17 protein-coding genes are annotated in these 16,211 nt (G+C 69.2%); 13 read left to right on the top strand and 4 right to left on the bottom strand.

Going from position 1 to position 16,211, the window contains the following annotated elements; translation table 11 throughout:
- Positions 1–15 precede the first annotated feature (15 nt).
- From ACT53R_RS04500 to ACT53R_RS04520, 5 genes are all read left to right on the top strand, one after another.
- Entirely contained in the window at positions 16–762 is a 747-nt protein-coding gene (locus ACT53R_RS04500; protein ID WP_476170638.1) for a YggS family pyridoxal phosphate-dependent enzyme, read from the top strand.
- Entirely contained in the window at positions 759–1,592 is an 834-nt protein-coding gene (proC, locus tag ACT53R_RS04505) for a pyrroline-5-carboxylate reductase (protein WP_476170639.1), read from the top strand. The genes ACT53R_RS04500 and proC overlap by 4 nt, the downstream gene beginning before the upstream one ends.
- Before the next feature lie 168 nt (positions 1,593–1,760).
- Complete coding sequence (locus ACT53R_RS04510) at positions 1,761–3,311, top strand: phosphatase domain-containing putative toxin (RefSeq protein WP_476170640.1); 1,551 nt, start codon at positions 1,761–1,763, stop codon at positions 3,309–3,311.
- A 74-nt stretch (positions 3,312–3,385) separates the two neighbouring features.
- Positions 3,386–3,796: a hypothetical protein gene (locus ACT53R_RS04515; RefSeq protein WP_476170641.1), complete on the top strand. Its 411-nt coding sequence runs from the start codon at positions 3,386–3,388 to the stop codon at positions 3,794–3,796.
- A 38-nt stretch (positions 3,797–3,834) separates the two neighbouring features.
- Entirely contained in the window at positions 3,835–4,335 is a 501-nt protein-coding gene (locus tag ACT53R_RS04520) for a DUF4426 domain-containing protein (protein ID WP_476170642.1), read from the top strand.
- A 97-nt stretch (positions 4,336–4,432) separates the two neighbouring features.
- On the opposite strand, the gene ACT53R_RS04525 is transcribed toward ACT53R_RS04520, so the two are convergent.
- Positions 4,433–5,230 (bottom strand): cobalamin-binding protein, encoded by a 798-nt coding sequence (locus ACT53R_RS04525; RefSeq protein ID WP_476170643.1) that lies wholly within the window; start codon positions 5,228–5,230, stop codon positions 4,433–4,435.
- On the opposite strand from ACT53R_RS04525, the gene ACT53R_RS04530 reads away from it, so the two are divergent.
- A complete protein-coding gene (locus ACT53R_RS04530) occupies positions 5,159–6,220 on the top strand; it encodes a hypothetical protein (protein WP_476170740.1) in 1,062 nt (353 codons plus the stop codon). The genes ACT53R_RS04525 and ACT53R_RS04530 overlap by 72 nt on opposite strands.
- Before the next feature lie 8 nt (positions 6,221–6,228).
- Here the strand turns inward: ACT53R_RS04530 and pdxH are convergent, their stop codons facing one another.
- Positions 6,229–6,825: a pyridoxamine 5'-phosphate oxidase gene (pdxH, locus tag ACT53R_RS04535; protein ID WP_476170644.1), complete on the bottom strand. Its 597-nt coding sequence runs from the start codon at positions 6,823–6,825 to the stop codon at positions 6,229–6,231.
- 39 nt (positions 6,826–6,864) lie between these two features.
- Here pdxH and ACT53R_RS04540 point away from each other — a divergent pair, with 39 nt between their 5' ends.
- Positions 6,865–7,695 (top strand): kinase, encoded by an 831-nt coding sequence (locus ACT53R_RS04540; RefSeq protein ID WP_476170645.1) that lies wholly within the window; start codon positions 6,865–6,867, stop codon positions 7,693–7,695.
- A gap of 29 nt (positions 7,696–7,724) precedes the next feature.
- Here ACT53R_RS04540 and ACT53R_RS04545 read toward each other — a convergent pair whose 3' ends face one another.
- Positions 7,725–7,928 (bottom strand): dodecin family protein, encoded by a 204-nt coding sequence (locus ACT53R_RS04545; RefSeq protein WP_476170646.1) that lies wholly within the window; start codon positions 7,926–7,928, stop codon positions 7,725–7,727.
- A 71-nt stretch (positions 7,929–7,999) separates the two neighbouring features.
- Between ACT53R_RS04545 and ACT53R_RS04550 the strand changes: the two genes are divergently transcribed.
- The 6 genes from ACT53R_RS04550 to ACT53R_RS04575 all read left to right on the top strand — a co-directional run bounded on the left by ACT53R_RS04550 (position 8,000) and on the right by ACT53R_RS04575 (position 12,528).
- The gene (locus tag ACT53R_RS04550; RefSeq protein WP_476170647.1) at positions 8,000–8,569 is read left to right on the top strand and encodes a shikimate kinase; all 570 of its coding nucleotides are present in this window, start codon (positions 8,000–8,002) and stop codon (positions 8,567–8,569) included.
- Complete coding sequence (gene aroB, locus ACT53R_RS04555; protein WP_476170648.1) at positions 8,566–9,678, top strand: 3-dehydroquinate synthase; 1,113 nt, start codon at positions 8,566–8,568, stop codon at positions 9,676–9,678. The genes ACT53R_RS04550 and aroB overlap by 4 nt, the downstream gene beginning before the upstream one ends.
- A 70-nt stretch (positions 9,679–9,748) precedes the next feature.
- Positions 9,749–10,003 (top strand): WGR domain-containing protein, encoded by a 255-nt coding sequence (locus ACT53R_RS04560; RefSeq protein ID WP_476170649.1) that lies wholly within the window; start codon positions 9,749–9,751, stop codon positions 10,001–10,003.
- 49 nt (positions 10,004–10,052) lie between these two features.
- Complete coding sequence (hemE, locus tag ACT53R_RS04565; protein WP_476170650.1) at positions 10,053–11,138, top strand: uroporphyrinogen decarboxylase; 1,086 nt, start codon at positions 10,053–10,055, stop codon at positions 11,136–11,138.
- 22 nt (positions 11,139–11,160) lie between these two features.
- Positions 11,161–11,883, top strand: a complete 723-nt coding sequence (locus tag ACT53R_RS04570; protein WP_476170651.1) for a hypothetical protein — start codon at positions 11,161–11,163, stop codon at positions 11,881–11,883.
- Between the two features lie 36 nt (positions 11,884–11,919).
- Entirely contained in the window at positions 11,920–12,528 is a 609-nt protein-coding gene (locus ACT53R_RS04575) for a DUF4291 domain-containing protein (protein WP_476170652.1), read from the top strand.
- Positions 12,529–12,564: 36 nt separating this feature from the next.
- Here the strand turns inward: ACT53R_RS04575 and ACT53R_RS04580 are convergent, their stop codons facing one another.
- Positions 12,565–16,083: a hybrid sensor histidine kinase/response regulator gene (locus ACT53R_RS04580; RefSeq protein WP_476170653.1), complete on the bottom strand. Its 3,519-nt coding sequence runs from the start codon at positions 16,081–16,083 to the stop codon at positions 12,565–12,567.
- Between the last annotated feature and the right edge of the window lie 128 nt (positions 16,084–16,211).

Here is a 16,211-nt window from a genome sequence, read left to right on the forward strand (position 1 = left end):
CCACCGCCGCCCGCCATGTCCGATCCCCTGCCGCACCCTGCGCTCGACGCCCTCCTCGCCGGCATGGCCGCCGCTTCCGCCGGCCGCACGCCGGCGCGGCTGCTGGCCGTCAGCAAGACCCAGTCCGCCGACGCCGTCGCCCGCGTGGCAGCGGCCCTGCGCGCGCGCCCGTCCGCCGGCCCGCTGGCGTTCGGCGAGAACTACGTGCAGGAGGCGCTGGAGAAGCAGCATGCGCTGGCCGGGCTGGGCATCGAGTGGCACCTCATCGGCCACCTGCAGTCGAACAAGGCCAGGGACGCCGCGGCCGCGTTCGACTGGGTGCAGACCGTCGATCGCGAGAAGTTGGTCGACGCGCTGGCGAAGCATCGCGCACCCGGTCAGCGGCCGCTGAACGTGCTGATCCAGGTGAACATCGACGACGAGGCCAGCAAGCATGGCTGCCGGCCCGAAGACGTCGACACCCTCGCCGACGCCATCGCCGCGCACCCGCAACTGGCCCTGCGCGGGCTGATGGCGATCCCCGCCCCCGATCCGGACATGGACCGCCGTCGCACCGCGTTCCGGCGCATGCGCACGCTGTTCGACGCCCTCGCCGTCCGCCATCCCGGCGTCGACACGCTGTCGATGGGCATGAGCGAGGACTACGCCCTCGCCATCGCCGAGGGCGCGACCATGGTCCGCGTCGGCAGCGCCCTGTTCGGCGCACGGCCCCCCAAACCCACGACCGATACCCCCGCCGCCCCTGCCCCGGAGCCCGCATGACCTCCGCTTCTCCCATCGCCTTCATCGGCGGCGGCAACATGGCCCGCAGCCTGATCGGCGGCCTGATCGCCCGCGGCACGCCTCCTGCCGACCTGCACGTGGCCGAGCCTGTCGAGGCGCTCCGCGAAGCGCTGGCACAGGATTTCGGAGTCGCCGTGCATGCCGGTGCCGAGGCAGCGGCAGTGGACCGGCAGATCTGGCTGCTGGCGTTGAAGCCGCAGGTGATGCGCGAGGTCTGCACAGCCTTGGCCGAGTTGGCCGACTGGCAGCGCCCGCTGGTGGTCTCCATCGCGGCCGGTATCACCACCGGACAGCTGAAGCGCTGGCTAGGCAACGAGATCGAAGTGGTCCGCGCCATGCCCAACACCCCGGCCCTGCTCGGCGCCGGCGTCACCGGCCTGTTCGCCAGCGCCGAAGTGGACGCCAATGGCCGCGAACGGGCCGCCAACCTGCTCGCCAGCGCCGGCAAGACGGTCTGGATCGACGACGAGGCGAAGATGGACGCGGTGACCGCCACCTCCGGCAGCGGCCCCGCCTACGTGTTCCTGCTGGCCGAGGCCATGCAGGCTGCGGCCGAGGCCGAAGGCCTGCCGGCCGAGGCCGCGCGCACGCTGGTGCTGGAGACGGTGCTCGGTGCCGCGCGGATGCTGACCGAATCGGGCGAACCGGCGGGCGAACTGCGCCGCCGCGTCACCTCGCCGGGCGGCACCACCCAGGCCGCGATCGAGACCTTCGAGGCCGGTGGCTTCCGCGCGCTGGTCGCCGACGCCATCCGCAACGCCACCGAACGCGGCCGCCAGTTGTCAACCGCCAACGACGCCCCCATATAGCGGAAAGTCGCACTTCGATTTTCTGCATCGACCCGGGAATATCCATGCACCCGGAGCGCCGTCACACCTTAAGCATGCCCATTCAGGGTAGTCTTCAGCATCCCCCATCCAATCGAAGAACAAGGCAGTTTCCCTTTTATCGCACGATCCACAGCGAGGCCTGCAAACATGACCCAGAACCCGAACCACGAGGGAAGGTCGGCAGGACAGACAAGCGCAGGGATCGTGCATGCAGTGGATGCTGCAGCTGAAATGTCATTCACGGAGTGCATTCTCCGGACGACGCATTTCGGCATCGCCTTCGGCCCGCGCGTCGTGCTGGCGGACATCGACCTCGATATTCGCGGCCCCGGCATCACGACACTCCTCGGGCCCGGTGGCACGGGAAAGTCCACGTTGCTGCACAGGCTGGCGCGCCTGCCCGCCTCCAGTCGCATGCGCCAGTGGGGCGAAATCCATTATCTCGGCCTTCCGCTGGACCAGGTCCGGGTCGGACCCGCGCTCGTGCACCAGCAGGCGCGCGATCTCAGCGTGAAACTGGTGGAAAGCCTGTCCGCGAGCCTGCGCATGGCGCATCCCGACGCGACGCCGGCCGACCTCCGGCAGATCGCCGGGGATGCGCTGGACACGCACGGGCTGGGCGACCTGCGTCCCCGCCTGGACGCCTGCGTGGCCGAGTTGCCTGCGGCCGCCATCCGTCTGGTCAGCCTGCTGCGCGCCTCTTTGACCGGCGCTGCCCTCCTGCTCATGGATGAACCGACGCACGGCCTGGGCGACGAGGATGCCCGCCGTGTACTGCGCCTGATCCAGCGACTGGGGCAACGGCATGCGTGTCTGGTGACCACGCACAACCAGCGCCATGCCCGCGAGATTGCGGACTGGGCGGTCCTGATGGCGGGCGGACGGGTCCAGATCGCCACGACCGCGGCGGCGTTTTTCGCCAACACGTCCCGGCACCCGGTCCTGGCCCAGTTCCTGCGGACCGGCAGTTGCGCCGTTCCCGCGCCGGACGCGAAACGGGACGATCTGGCCGACGACGCCTGCCTGCCGCCACCGCTGCCGCAGGCCGCCATGGCCGTCACGCCGCCGCCGGAGCCCGCCCCGCCGCAACCGACCCCCACCCCGCCTGCCGCAGCGGTGATCGTCGGCCCGTCCCCGCAGGATATGCGGACGCCGGCATCCGGCACCGACACGATCCTGCCCTGCCATTCGGACATCGGCCCACGCGCCGACGCGCCTGAGGACAGCCGCGGACCACATGGCTTTCACTGGCTGATTCCCGGACGCCTTGCCGGCTGCCCGATGCCCGGCGTGGTGATCCCACTGCGGCACGACCTCGCGCTGCTGCGCAAGATGGGAGTCACCCTGTTGATCAATCTGACCGAGCGCGGCGTACCGGAAGACGCGCTCGCCGAGTTCGATCTCCGGAGCTATGCCCTGCGGATCGAGGACCGCCACGCGCCGCCACTGCTGTGGACGAAGCTCCTGCTGGCCAAGATGGACGCGTTCATGCGCGACGGCGAGGTCCTGGCCGTGCACTGCCTGGCCGGCCTCGGCCGGACCGGCACCGTGCTCTGCGCGTGGCTGATCCGCGAAGGGCTCACCGCCGACGAGGCCCTGCGTCGCCTGCGCCGGATCGACCCCGGCTTCGTCCAGTCCCAGGTGCAGGAAGACCTGCTGCACGAACTGGAAACGAATCTGCTCATCCGGGCGAAATGATTCCCCGGGCGCACGCCGCGCCCAGCCCCGTCCCCCGATCCCTTCACGCAATCACTACGACCAGGAACCCTCACATGAGCCAACTCGACACCGCCCTCCAACAAGCCATCGCCTCCGTGCCCGAATGTCTGGCCGGAGGCTACGTCGACATCGCCTCCGGCATGCTGCTGTCCGTCAAGACCATCGACTCGCATCCGCGGGAAGTGCTCGACCTCGTCGCCGCCGCCACCGCGGACCTGTACCAGGGCCCGAACGTGTCGATGATCGAGAAGTTGTTCCGCCAGTCGCGCGGCCTGCCGCCGGACGACAACGCCCACTATTTCCAGGAAATCATCGTCAACAGCGAGAACCTGATCCATCTCTTCCTGCGCGGCAAACTGCATTCGGACTACGTGCTGGTGCTCGTCTGCCGCCGGGTGGCGAACCTCGGCATGGCGCTGACCAAGGCGCGGCTGGCACTGCCTTCGATCGAAGCGGCAGTCTGAATCCCCTGCGACGATCGCCTTCCGCATCCGGAGCCTTCATGCGTCTGCCCACGCTCACCCTGTGCTGCCTTGCCCTCACCGCCCTCGTTGCCTGCGGCGGCGGCGACAAACCCCGTCCGGCCCGCCAGCTCGACGCCGTGCAGGACGCCGTCGCCCGCGTCGGCGACCTCACGGTCCGCGCCAACGCGGTGTCGACCAGGCATCTCGGCGAGGCGATGGCGAAGCAGTACGGCATCCCCCGCGCCGACGACACCGTGCTGCTGATCGTCTCCGTGCGTCAGGGCCCCGACGGCCAGGACGTCGCGGTGCCTGCGGACGTGTCGGTCACCGCGCGCACGTTGTCCGGCACGCCGGCACCACTGCCGCTGCGCGAGGTCCGGACCGGCGACCCCGGGTCGAGCCCGGGACAGGTCCTCGTCGACCACGTCGGCACGTTCAAGGTCACGCCGCCGGACACGCTGACCTTCGACGTCAAGGTCGCGCGCGACGGCAAGCAGGTGGCGACGCTGACACTGACGCGGGAGATCGCGGCGGAGTAAGGCCCGCGTCGCGTTCGGCTTTTTGCAGGAGCGACGTGAGTCGCGACCCAACGCGTTTTCAGGTCGCGACTCACGTCGCCCCTGCAAAAGCGAAGATTCAGCGTGCGTTGCGCGCCGCCCACGCTTGCACGATCTTCGCGATCTCGCGCACGCCGTCGGTGAGCGCGGCGGGGCCGGGCTGCAGGATGATCGGCGACTTGATCTCGTGCAGTTCGCCGTCGCGCACCGCCGGGATCGCCTGCCAGCCGGGCCGCGCCGCGACCTTCTCCGGGCGGAATTTCTTGCCGCACCACGAGCCGAGGATCAGGTCCGGCGCGCGCCGGATCACCTCTTCGGGATCTTCGAGGATGCGCCCCTTCGCCAGCGACGACGCGGCGCGCTCGGGAAACACGTCGTCGCCGCCGGCGATCGCGACCAGTTCCGACACCCAGCGGATGCCGGTGATCTGCGGCTCGTCCCATTCCTCGAAGTAGACCTTCGGCCGCCGCGGCAGCGTCGCGGCCTGTGCGGCGATGGCGTCGAGCCCGCGGCGCAGGTCGTCGGCATAGGCGTTCGCGCGTTCGGCGACACCGACCAGCGCACCGAGCCGGCGCGCGTAGTCGAGGATGCCGTCGACGCCGCGATGGTTGCTGATCCACACCTCGACGCCGTGCCTGATCAGCGCCGACGCGATGTCGGCCTGGATGTCGGAGAAACCGACCACGAAATCCGGTGCCAGCCGCAGGATCTCGTCGATCTTCGCCGACGTGAACGCACTGACCTTGGGCTTCTCCTTGCGCGCCCGCGCCGGCCGCACGGTGAAGCCGCTGATGCCGACGATGCGGTGCTGCTCGCCGAGCGCGTACAGCACCTCGGTCGGTTCCTCGGTCAGGCAGACGATGCGTTGCGGGCCCATGGCGTGTGGCAGAGTGGCGCGGTCGCCCAGTCTACCCGTCGCCCGATGCGCTTCGCGCCAATCGTCCTCTGTCTGCTGATCGCGTCCGCTGCGGGTTGCGGCCCGTCGAACGGACATCGTGATGCCGAAGCGACGAACGCGGGCGCAGCGCGATCAACCGACACCGTCACGACCCGCGACGACAGCAATGCACCCTCTGGGGCGACGACGTCGGCAGATTCCGAAAGCGAGATCGAGAACGCCGCGGGCACCGCCGACGTGGATCATGCCGACGCAGAGGGTTGGGCGCGTGACCTTCTGCTCAGCGTCGATGTGCGGGATGCACGGACCGGAACGCCGGTCGCAGGGGTCGCGGTCGGGCGCGGCCACACCGACGCCCGCGGGCACCACGAAGAACGCCGGCCGATGCCCTACCCGGGCGAGCGGATCGAGGTGCGCTGCCCCACGCGCATCGCCGGGATGGAAGGCCATCGCATCGGGACGGCACCTTTCGTGATCCGGAACGGACGCGCGGAAGCGGTGATCCGGGTCATCGCCGACTGCACGGAACCCGCCGGACACCGGCGCCTCCGCGCCCTCGCGGGCTTCTACGTTTCGGGGTTCGAAACCTCGGCGTTCCTGCCCTGCTCCGGCATGCCGGTTGAAGCCGCCTACTACGACTGGCCGAACGGCTACTGGGCCGATCCTTCGCCTGCCGTGCAATACGCGCTGGATCGAACGGTGCCGTCACCGTTCGACGTGACCGCACGCATCCCGTTCCAGAGGGGCACCCGCAAAGCGTATGTCGAGTGGCTGGCCACCGAGACAGGACCGGGACTCAAGGGCGGCATGGGCAACGCGCTGTACGCGCTGGAGGTGCACGCCCTGTTCCGCGCCTCGGCCACGCCACCTGCCGCCTGCAATCCGGTCGACTGGGACCGCTTCCCGCTTCCGCCGACGCCGAACGCTGAAGAACGACGCTGGCTGTTCCTTCTTTCGCTCCGACGGTAACCCGAAGCTCAGGGATACAACATCCGCTTTGTCCACGTGCCATCCGTGCCGCGTTCGTACAGGTGCCGCTCGTGCAGGCGGAACTGTGCGCCGTACCAGAACTCGATGGTCGCGGGCTTCACGCGGAAGCCGCCCCAGCGCGGCGGGCGGGGGACGTCGGCGCCCTCGAAGCGCGCCTTCGCGTCGGCGAAGCGCTGCTCGAAGGTGTCGCGGCTTTCCAGCGTCTCCGACTGGTGCGAGGCCCAGGCGCCGAGCTGGCTGTCGCGGGGACGCTGCGCGAAGTAGGTGTCGGCCTCGGCGTCCGGGACGATCTCGACGTCGCCCTCGATGCGCACCTGCACGCCGTCGTCGCCCAGCGCCTTCCAGAAGAACAGCAGCGCGCAGTGCGGGTTGGCCTGCAGTTCCCGGCCCTTGCGACCGTCGAGATGCGTGTAGAAGACGAATCCGTCGGGGCCGTGCGCCTTCAGCAGCGCCATGCGCGCGGACGGGCGGCCGTCGGGCGTGGCGGTGGCGACGGTCATCGCGGTGGGTTCGGGCAGGCCCTGGGTCTTGGCCTGAGCGAACAGATCATCGAACGTGGCGAGCGCTTCGTGCAGGAGCGACATGGCGGGGGTCCAGGTGCGGCGTTGCGTTATTGTCGCCCGATGCCGCAGGCGTCGCATCCGACCACGATCAAATCCGGCGCGACCGGCGTCGACCGGCCCGGCTTCGCCCAGGCGCTCGTCGCCGACCTGCTCGACGACGCCCTGCGCCACGAGGCCCGGATCTTCGGCATCGCCGGGCTGCAGGGCAGCGGCAAGTCGACGCTGGCGGCGCAGGTGGTCGCGCTGGCGAAGACGCGCGGGCTGCGCGCGGCGACGCTGTCGATCGACGACGGTTACCTGAACCCGGGCGAGCGCCACCGTCTGGCGCGCACGGTGCATCCGTTGCTCGCGACCCGCGGGCCGCCGGGCACGCATGACGTCGCGCTGCTGTGCGGGACGCTGGACGCGGTGCGCGCCGGCCGCGCGACGCGGCTGCCGCGGTTCGACAAGGGCCACGACCGGCGCCTGCGGCCGTCGCGCTGGCCGACGGTCGGATCGCTCGACCTGCTGGTGTTCGAAGGCTGGTGCCTGAAGGTGCCGGCCGAGGACGCCGTCGCGCTGGCGACGCCGGTCAACGCGCTGGAACGCGACGAGGACGCCGATGGCACGTGGCGGCGCTGGTGCAACGCGGCGCTGGGCCGCGACTACCCGGCGCTGTGGGCGCACATCGACCGCCTGCTGTGGCTGCAGCCGCCGGGCTTCGAGGTGGTGGCGGGCTGGCGTTGGCAGCAGGAGCAGGCACGGCCGGGCGGCGGCACGCGGCTGTCGCGCGCCGGGGTCGCCCGCTTCGTGCAGCACTTCGAGCGCGTCAGCCGGCAGGCGTTGCGCTGCCTGCCGGGGATCGCCGACCGCACGCTGCGCTTGGATGCGCGGCGCCGGGTCGCGGACTGAGCGTCACGGCATGACCGGCGCCGGTCGGGTCATTCGACGACGAAGCTGACCCGCATGTTCACCCGCCACTCGGTGACGTTGCCCTCGCCGTCGGTGACGACCTTGGTCTCGTTCACCCATGCGCCCCTGATGTTCTTCACCGACTCGGCGCATTTCTTCAGCCCGGAGCGCACCGCGTCTTCCATGCTGTTCGGCGAGGCGGCGCTGATTTCGATGATCTTGGCGACGGACATGATCGGTTCCTCATGCGGGGCCGGCGGAGCGCCGGAGGGGCAGCATACGCCCGCACTGTTAAGATGCCGGGATGTCCCCCGCCCCCCACCTCGTGCTGGTCGGCCCGATGGGCGCCGGCAAGAGCGCACTGGGTCGCCGGCTGGCGCAACGCTGCGGCCTGCCCTTCGTCGATCTCGACCGCGAGATCGAGGCCCGCGCCGGCGCCGACATCCCGACCCTGTTCGCCCGCGACGGCGAGGCCGGCTTCCGTCGGCTGGAGCGCGAGACGCTGGCCGACGTCCTGGACGGCCCGGCCTGCGTGCTCGCCACCGGCGGCGGCGCGGTGCTCGACGCCGGCAGCCGGGCGCGGATGCGTGAACGCGGCTACGTGGTGCACCTGCGGATCGAGGTCGAGCAGCAGTTGGCGCGACTCGCCAACGACCGCAAGCGGCCGCTGATCGCCGGCGACGACCGCGAGGCCGTGCTGCGCCGGCTGGCCGCGGAGCGCACGCCGCTGTACGCCGAGGTGGCCGACCTGGTGTTCCCGACCGGCGGCACCGACCCGGCCGACGAAACCGCCGCGCGGCTGGCGCAGGCCCTCCATGGCCTGTGGCCATGCGATGCGGGACCGTCTTCCTCCCATCCGACGGAGTCGGCATGAGCGCTTCCGGCCTGCAGGTCGTCCACATCGGCGGCCCCCATCCCTACGCCATCGCCATCGGCGAAGGCCTGCTCGACGACGGCATCGCCCTGACCTCGCGACTGCGCGGCCGTCACGCGCTCATCGTCAGCGACGACAACGTCTCGCCGCTGTATGCACGGCGGGTCGAGGTGGCGCTGCACAACATGCGTCCGGACCTGATCCTCGCCCGCTTCGTGATGCCGCCGGGCGAACAGGCCAAGACCCTGGCGAACTTCGCCGAGGCCATCGACGCCCTCGCCCGCCTCGGCGCCACCCGCGACGCCTGCGTGCTGGCGCTGGGCGGCGGCGTGGTCGGCGACCTCGCCGGCTTCGCCGCGGCCTGCTGGATGCGCGGCATCGACTGCATCCAGCTGCCGACCACGCTGTTGGCGATGGTCGATTCCTCCGTCGGCGGCAAGACCGCCGTCGACCTGCCGCACGGCAAGAACCTCGTCGGCGCCTTCCACCCGCCGCGCGCGGTGTTCGCCGACATCGCCGCCCTCGACACCCTGCCCGACCGCGAACTGCGCGCCGGACTGGCGGAAGTGGTGAAGTACGGCGCCATCGCCGACGTGCCGTTCCTCGACTGGCTGGAGGCGAATGCCGGCGCACTGCTGGCCCGCGACCGCACGGCGCTGACGGAAGCCATCGCCCGCAGTTGCCGGCACAAGGCCGACATCGTCGAGCGCGACCTGTACGAACACGGCGACCGCGCGCTGCTCAACTTCGGCCACACCTTCGCCCACGCCATCGAGTCCGAGCAGGGCTACAGCGGCATCGGCAGCGACGCACTGAATCACGGCGAGGCGGTGTCGGTGGGCATGGTGCTGGCCGCGCAGCTGTCGGCCCATCTCGGCATGGCCCCGGCGGCCGACGCCGTGCGCCTGCGCACGCTGCTGGACGCCTTCGGCCTGCCGACGGCGCTGCCGGACGGCCTCGCGCCGGACCGGCTGATCGCGCGGATGCGGCTGGACAAGAAGGCCCACGCCGCCGGCCTGCGCTTCATCCTGTGGGAAGGGGCCGGCGTGGCGCGGATCGTCGACGACGTGCCCGAAGGCGCACTGGCGGACGTGCTGCTCGGCGACTGAACGCGCCGCCCGTCATCGCCTCTCATCGCCCGGCCCGCCACGGACCGCCGCCCGCTTACAATCCGTCCCCATGCGCATCCTCCTGCAACGACGACCCGACGGCCACGAAGCCCCGAAATTCGTGCAGTTGCAGCTGGAGGCCGACCTGTTCGGCGGCTGGACGCTGGTCCGCGAGACCGGCCAGATCGGCGGCCGCAGCACGGTCCGCCGCGAACAGCATGCCGACCAGGCCAGCGCCCTCGCCGCGTTCGAACACGCCCGCGACCAGACCCTGAAGAAGGGCTTCCAGCTGATGTTCGCGCAAGGCGTCGACGCGCCGCCCTGAGCGCGCCGCGTCGCCCGCGTTTCCCCATTCCGTCTTTCCAGGATTTCCCGTGACCCAGCTCGCCCCGCTCCGCAACGACCGCTTCCTGCGCGCGCTCCGCCGCGAACCCGTGGACTGCACGCCGGTGTGGCTGATGCGCCAGGCCGGACGCTACCTGCCGGAATACCGCGCCACCCGCGCCCGCGCCGGCAGCTTCCTGGCGATGGCGAAGAACCCCGAGCTGGCCTGCGAAGTCACGCTGCAACCGCTGGAACGCTTCCCGCTGGACGCGGCGATCCTCTTCTCCGACATCCTCACCGTGCCCGACGCGATGGGTCTGGGCCTGTACTTCGCCGAGGGCGAAGGCCCGAAGTTCGAGCGTCCGGTGCGCACCGCCGAGGACGTGGCGAAGCTCGCCGTGCCCGACATGGAAACCGAGCTGCGCTACGTGATGGACGCCGTGCGCGTGATCCGCCGCGAACTCGATGGCCGCGTGCCACTGATCGGCTTCTCCGGCAGCCCGTGGACGCTGGCCTGCTACATGGTCGAAGGCGGCGGCAGCGACAACTTCTCGAAGATCAAGGCGATGGCCTTGAACGCGCCCGAGCTGCTGCACCGCATCCTGTCGGTGAACACGGATGCCGTCATCGCCTACCTCGCCGCCCAGCGCGCCGCCGGCGCGCAAGCGCTGCAGGTGTTCGACACCTGGGGCGGCGTGCTCAGCCCGGCGATGTACCGCGAATTCTCGTTGCCCTACCTCGTGCGCATCGCGAAGGAACTGGAACGTGGCGACGGCGCCGAGCGCGCACCGCTGATCCTGTTCGGCAAGGGCAACGCACCGTACCTCGAAGACCTCGCCGCCTCCGGCACCGACGCCGTCGGCGTCGACTGGCTGATCGAACTCGGCGACGCCGCGCGCCGCATCGGCGGACAGGTCGCACTGCAGGGCAACCTCGATCCCGCCACACTGTACGGCAGCCCCGACGCCATCCGCGCACAGGTCCGTCACGCGCTCGACAGCTACGCCGCCGGCAACGGCGGCTCCCGCGACGGCCACGTCTTCAACCTCGGCCACGGCCTCTCGCCCGACATGAACCCCGACCACGTCGCGGCGCTGGTGGAAGCGGTGCACACTTCCAGCACGCGGCCAATTTAACTGGAGATCGGAAATGTCTTTGATGTTCGAAGAAGAAGCGAAATTTTCTGATAACAGGCATCGAACCAATTTTATCTTTCTTGGCTTTCCGTACTCCTCACCGATCCCCTTGGACGACTACACAAGCGTACTTAGTGAAATCGAAAACGAGTATCCCGTCAGACTCTGGTCTTTTCTCGCCGAATACACGACCGACGAGCTCATGCGAAAATTATGGAGAGGAATTCTCCGATCAGACCTCTGCATTTTTGACATCTCCGGCGGAAACCCCAACGTTGCCTTTGAAATTGGATTAGCGGTAGCTAGATACAAAAGATGTTCGACGATTCTGAAATCTGGCGCCGAAAACCCGCTGGGACGCGCAGACATGGCATACGCTGAACGCGCCGAATACAGCTCAAGAGCAACATTCAAAGAAACACTCCTCCGCGTCATAAAAAGCAAATCAAGCGCTCTTGGGACCATCAGACAAGCAGCCCAGTATCTTCATGACAGTTCGAAGCCAAGAACCGTCGACGATATTGAAACCATGATCATTAAGCTCGTAAACGAAGTTTTTCGTCACGGAAAAATTACAAAACAACAAGCCAGCGGCCTAATTGGCGACCTTCAATTCACGAATGCAGTGATGAATCATCTTCGAGAACGCCAAGTGCTCGCGATCGATGGCCACAAGGGAGGGGCAAAATGGGTCTTGTCCGAAAACTGGGTGAACAAAAATCATGAGGTCTCAAGCATTTTCTGACCCCTTTATGAAAAAATTCATCAATAAAACGAACCATTGATCGCCGAACCCTACCTGCAACAACTTGCCCACTGGCCGGACACCGGCCGCCACGTCCTCGCGCAATATGACGACACCAGCATCGTCGTCTACCAGGCCTACCGCCCGGCCATCGCCAGTTTCGCGGTGGAACACCAGTGCTTCGGCGGCGAATTCAGCTACCACCGGATGAGCTGGATCAAGCCGAACTTCCTCTGGATGATGTTCCGTGCCGGCTGGGCGACGAAGGAAGGCCAGGAACGCATCCTCGCCGTGCGCCTGCGCCGCGGCTTCTTCGATGACGTGCTGCGCGACGCCGTGCCGTCGTCGTTCGACCCTGCGCGCCACGCCTCGCACGACGACTGGAAGGCCGCGATCGAAACCTCCGACGTGCGGCTGCAATGGGATCCCGACCATGATCCTTCGGGCCGCCCGCTGGCGCGCCGCGCCGTGCAACTCGGACTGCGCGGCGCGATGCTGCGTCGCTACGGCGAAGAGGATCTGCTTTCGATCGAGGACATCACGCCGTTCGTGATCACGCAGCGCGCGCATCTGCGCGACGGGTTCGCCGATCTCATCGTGCCGCGTGAGCGGGTGTATCCGACGCCGCATGCCGGGGCGGATTGACGACACAGGCAGGAAAACGGCGGGTCGAGACCCGCCCTACGGGGGCGCTTCGGCGTGGTGCGCGATGATCTCCGCCAAGCGCTCGCCCGTCACCGGCTTGCGCACGAACGCGTCGAAGCCGGCGGCCAGCGCCTGCGGTTCGGCTTCGGGATCGGCGCGGGCAGTGATCGCGACCATCGGTCGATCGAAGCCCGACCCGCGCAGTTGGCGTGCAAGCGCGAGGCCGTCCATGCCGGGCAGGTCGAGATCGAGCAGCGCGAGATCGAATCGCTGCGTGGCCTGCGCGGACAGCGCCGCGAGCGCATGCGCCGCGTGCACGACACGATGTCCCTGCGCCTGCAGCAGACCGATGAGCACGTCGGCGACGGTCGGGTCGTCCTCGACCAGCAGCACGTCGCACACCGGCACCGCGTTGACTGCAGTTGCGGCGATCGCATCGGCCGGCAACTCGGCGCGGGCCAGCGGCAGGCGCACGGTGAAGCAGGCGCCTTCGCCCGGGGCGCTGGCGAGCTCGATGCCGCCGCCCATCGCCACCGCCAGTTCCTGGCAGATCGCCAGCCCCAGCCCGCTGCCGCCGTAACGGCTGGCGGTGCGCGCACCTTCGGCCTGCTCGAAGCGGCGGAACAGCCGCCGCTGCTGTTCGGCATCCAGCCCAGGCCCCGTATCGGACACCGCGAAGCGCAGGCCATGCGGCGCGAATGTTGCGATCGATAGCGCGATCTCGCCGCGCTCGGTGAACTTGATCGCGTTGCCGAGCAGATTCAGCAGGATCTGGCGCAATCGCGTGGCATCGCCGTGCCAGCCACCGCTTGCATCGGCGGCGACGTCAACGACGAAGCGCAGGCCCTTGCGTTCGGCCAGCGGCCGCATCAGGCCGACGACTTCCTCGACCAGCGGCGCGAGCGCGAACGGCGCCTCCTGCAATTCGAAGCGTCCGGCCTCGATGCGCGCGAGATCCAGCGCGTCGTTCACCAGCCGCAGCAGGTGATCGCCGGCGCGGCGGATCGACTGCACGTGGCCGCGCTGTTTCGCATCCAGCGGCGTGGACAGCAGCAGTTCGCTCATGCCGAGCACCCCGGTCATCGGCGTGCGCACTTCGTGGCCGAGGTTGGCGAGAAAGCGGCTTTTCGCCTGCGACGCCTGTTCGGCGAGTTCGCGCTTCTGCTGGACCAATTGGTAAGCATGCCGGCGTCGCGCGCGCATCCGGTCGAGCCATGCCAGCCACAGCAGCAGTGCCGACGCGGCGATCGCGTAGAGCGCAACCGCCCACCAGCGCTGCCACCATGGCGCCTCCACCAGAATGACGAGATGACGCATCGGCGACCACACGCCGTCGGCGTTCGCGCCTTGCACGTCCAGCACGTAACGCCCGGGCGACAGCGTGGAGAAGATGCGCTCGCCGCGTTCTCCTTCATCGCCCGGCAGCACCCAATCGGGATCGAAGCCGTGCAACCGGAAGCGATAGCGATGCCGCACCGGATTGAGGTATGACATCACCCGCGCGACCACGCGCAGGTCGCGATCGCCGGGCCGGACCACCACCGGCGTGGGTGACGCGGGATCGAAGCTGACGGTGTCCTCGCCGCGTCGCAGCGACAGGCTCTGGATCGACAATGGCGACGGATGCGTCGCCGGCAGCGGCCGGTCGGGATCGAAGCGCACCAGGTCGCGACCGGCGATCACCACGCCCGCGCCGCGCGGGCCGCGCGCGAGCTGGTCGCTCGAAAGGTCGATCTCCGGCAGCCCGTCGGCCAACCCGAACAGTCGCGCCCGTCGTGCGCGCAGGTCGTACTGCAACAGCCCGCGCACGCTGTTGGCCCACAGCTGGCCGTCCGCGGAGACGCGCAGGCTGCGCATCTCGGCATTGGGAATGCCGGCATCGACCGACAGGCGTTCGAGCAGATGCAGGCGTCGGCCATCCCAGCGGTAGTGTTCGAGACTGCCGAAACGGGTGACCCACAGTCGGTCGGCAGCATCGAAATCGAGCGCGTAGACATACTCGCCCGGCAACACCGGCACGATCCGGAACGCCTGCCCGTCCCAGCGCCGCAGGGCATGGCCATCGCTGAACCATGGCGCACCGTCGGGGGCGAAACGCAGGTCGATGAAGGCCTCGGTCTCGCCGCCGATGGTCGCCGCCGCATCGAATCGCCGCATCGGTCCGCCATCCGGCGGCAGCCACACGAGATCGCCGCCGAACAGGGATACCCACAGGCCGCCAGCAGGATCGCAGGCGATGGTCTCCGGCCGCCGCGTGTCGGCGGGATCGTCGATGCGCAGCACGCGATGCGCACGCCGCGTGGCACGATCGAACAGCAGCGCACCCGCATCGTCGGCGATGGCGATGCGGCCGTCGACGCAGGCGCGCACCGCCCTCGGCGCGTCGAGTCCGAGCGCCGCGGCATCGGCGATCCGCGTCAGGCCGTCCTCGCCGGCCGCCTGGCGATAGAGCCCGCCGGCGCTCAATGCCCACGCGGTACCCGTCGTGTCGAGCGTGGCACTGCGCAGGTAGGGCGAGACATCCTCCACCGGCAACGCCGCACGGCGGAATCGCGGCGCCCCCGGCGGGACGTGGAACAAGCCCTGCGAATACCCGGCGATCCACACCCCGCCCTCGTGGTCGGCGACCACGCGCACCGCACCGTCGGTCACGCCGAAGCGTGCATCGCGAAGATCCTGCGCATCCTGCGCTTCCCGGCCGATGCCGGGGCGTCGCCGATACAGACCGTCGTAGGTCCCGATCCATGCGACGCCGTCGCGATCGACGGCGACCATCGCGCGGCGGGTTTCGCGCGGCAACGGCCAGGGCAACGGCTGCGGGCGATCGTCGCGATCCAGCAGAAGCAACCGATCATCGCCGGCCACCCAGACCCCACCGTCCGGCGCCGGACTGAAGGCATAGACGCCGGCGTCGCCCAGACCGGGAAGAGAGACTCGCTCGACCTGCACGGGGACACGACGGGGATCGAGGCGCCACAGGCCATCCCCGGTCCCGACCAGCAATTTGCCGGAGGGGCGAGGGGTCATTGCCACGACTAATCCATCGCCAAACAAGGTATCACCGCCCGGAGACAGTAGACGAAACGCGTTACCACTTGGATCTATGCTGCATAGACGGCCGGCCATTGTAAGCACCCAGAGCGTTTCATCTGCAGCAGACGCCATCGCCTCTATATCAATCCCACACGGCGCAGCCGCCCCGCGGAACACGACCGGATGCAGCCGCTCGCGATCGCGGTCCATCCATGCCAAGCCGTACCAGCTCGCGATCCACAGCCGGTCGCGGACATCGACGTGCAGCACGGTGATCTCGTTGCCCGGCAGCGTCGGCGCACGGCCGATCTCGCGTCGCCAGAGACGGAAGCCGGTGCCGTCGTAACGGGCGAGTCCGTCACCGGTGGCGAGCCAGACGTAGCCCTGGCGGTCGACGGCGATGTCCGACAGCGTCGGCGACAGGCCCTGCGCGGCACCGAAATGGACGAGCTGCGGCGGCGTGTCCGCCGGCCGCAGATCGGAGCTGGCGGCGCACGCCGGCCGCATCGCCATGGCGGGCATGACGAGCGCGACACAGGCGATCGCGGGCGCGACCGCCCTCCAGACGCTTCCTGCCCGCATTCTTCCCCCTGCGCGTTCGTCCCGCGCGTCCCGTGCCGACGTCATGTCCGCGACGGATCGTTGCGGTC

Source organism: Lysobacter sp. DMC104, assembly GCF_056313665.1.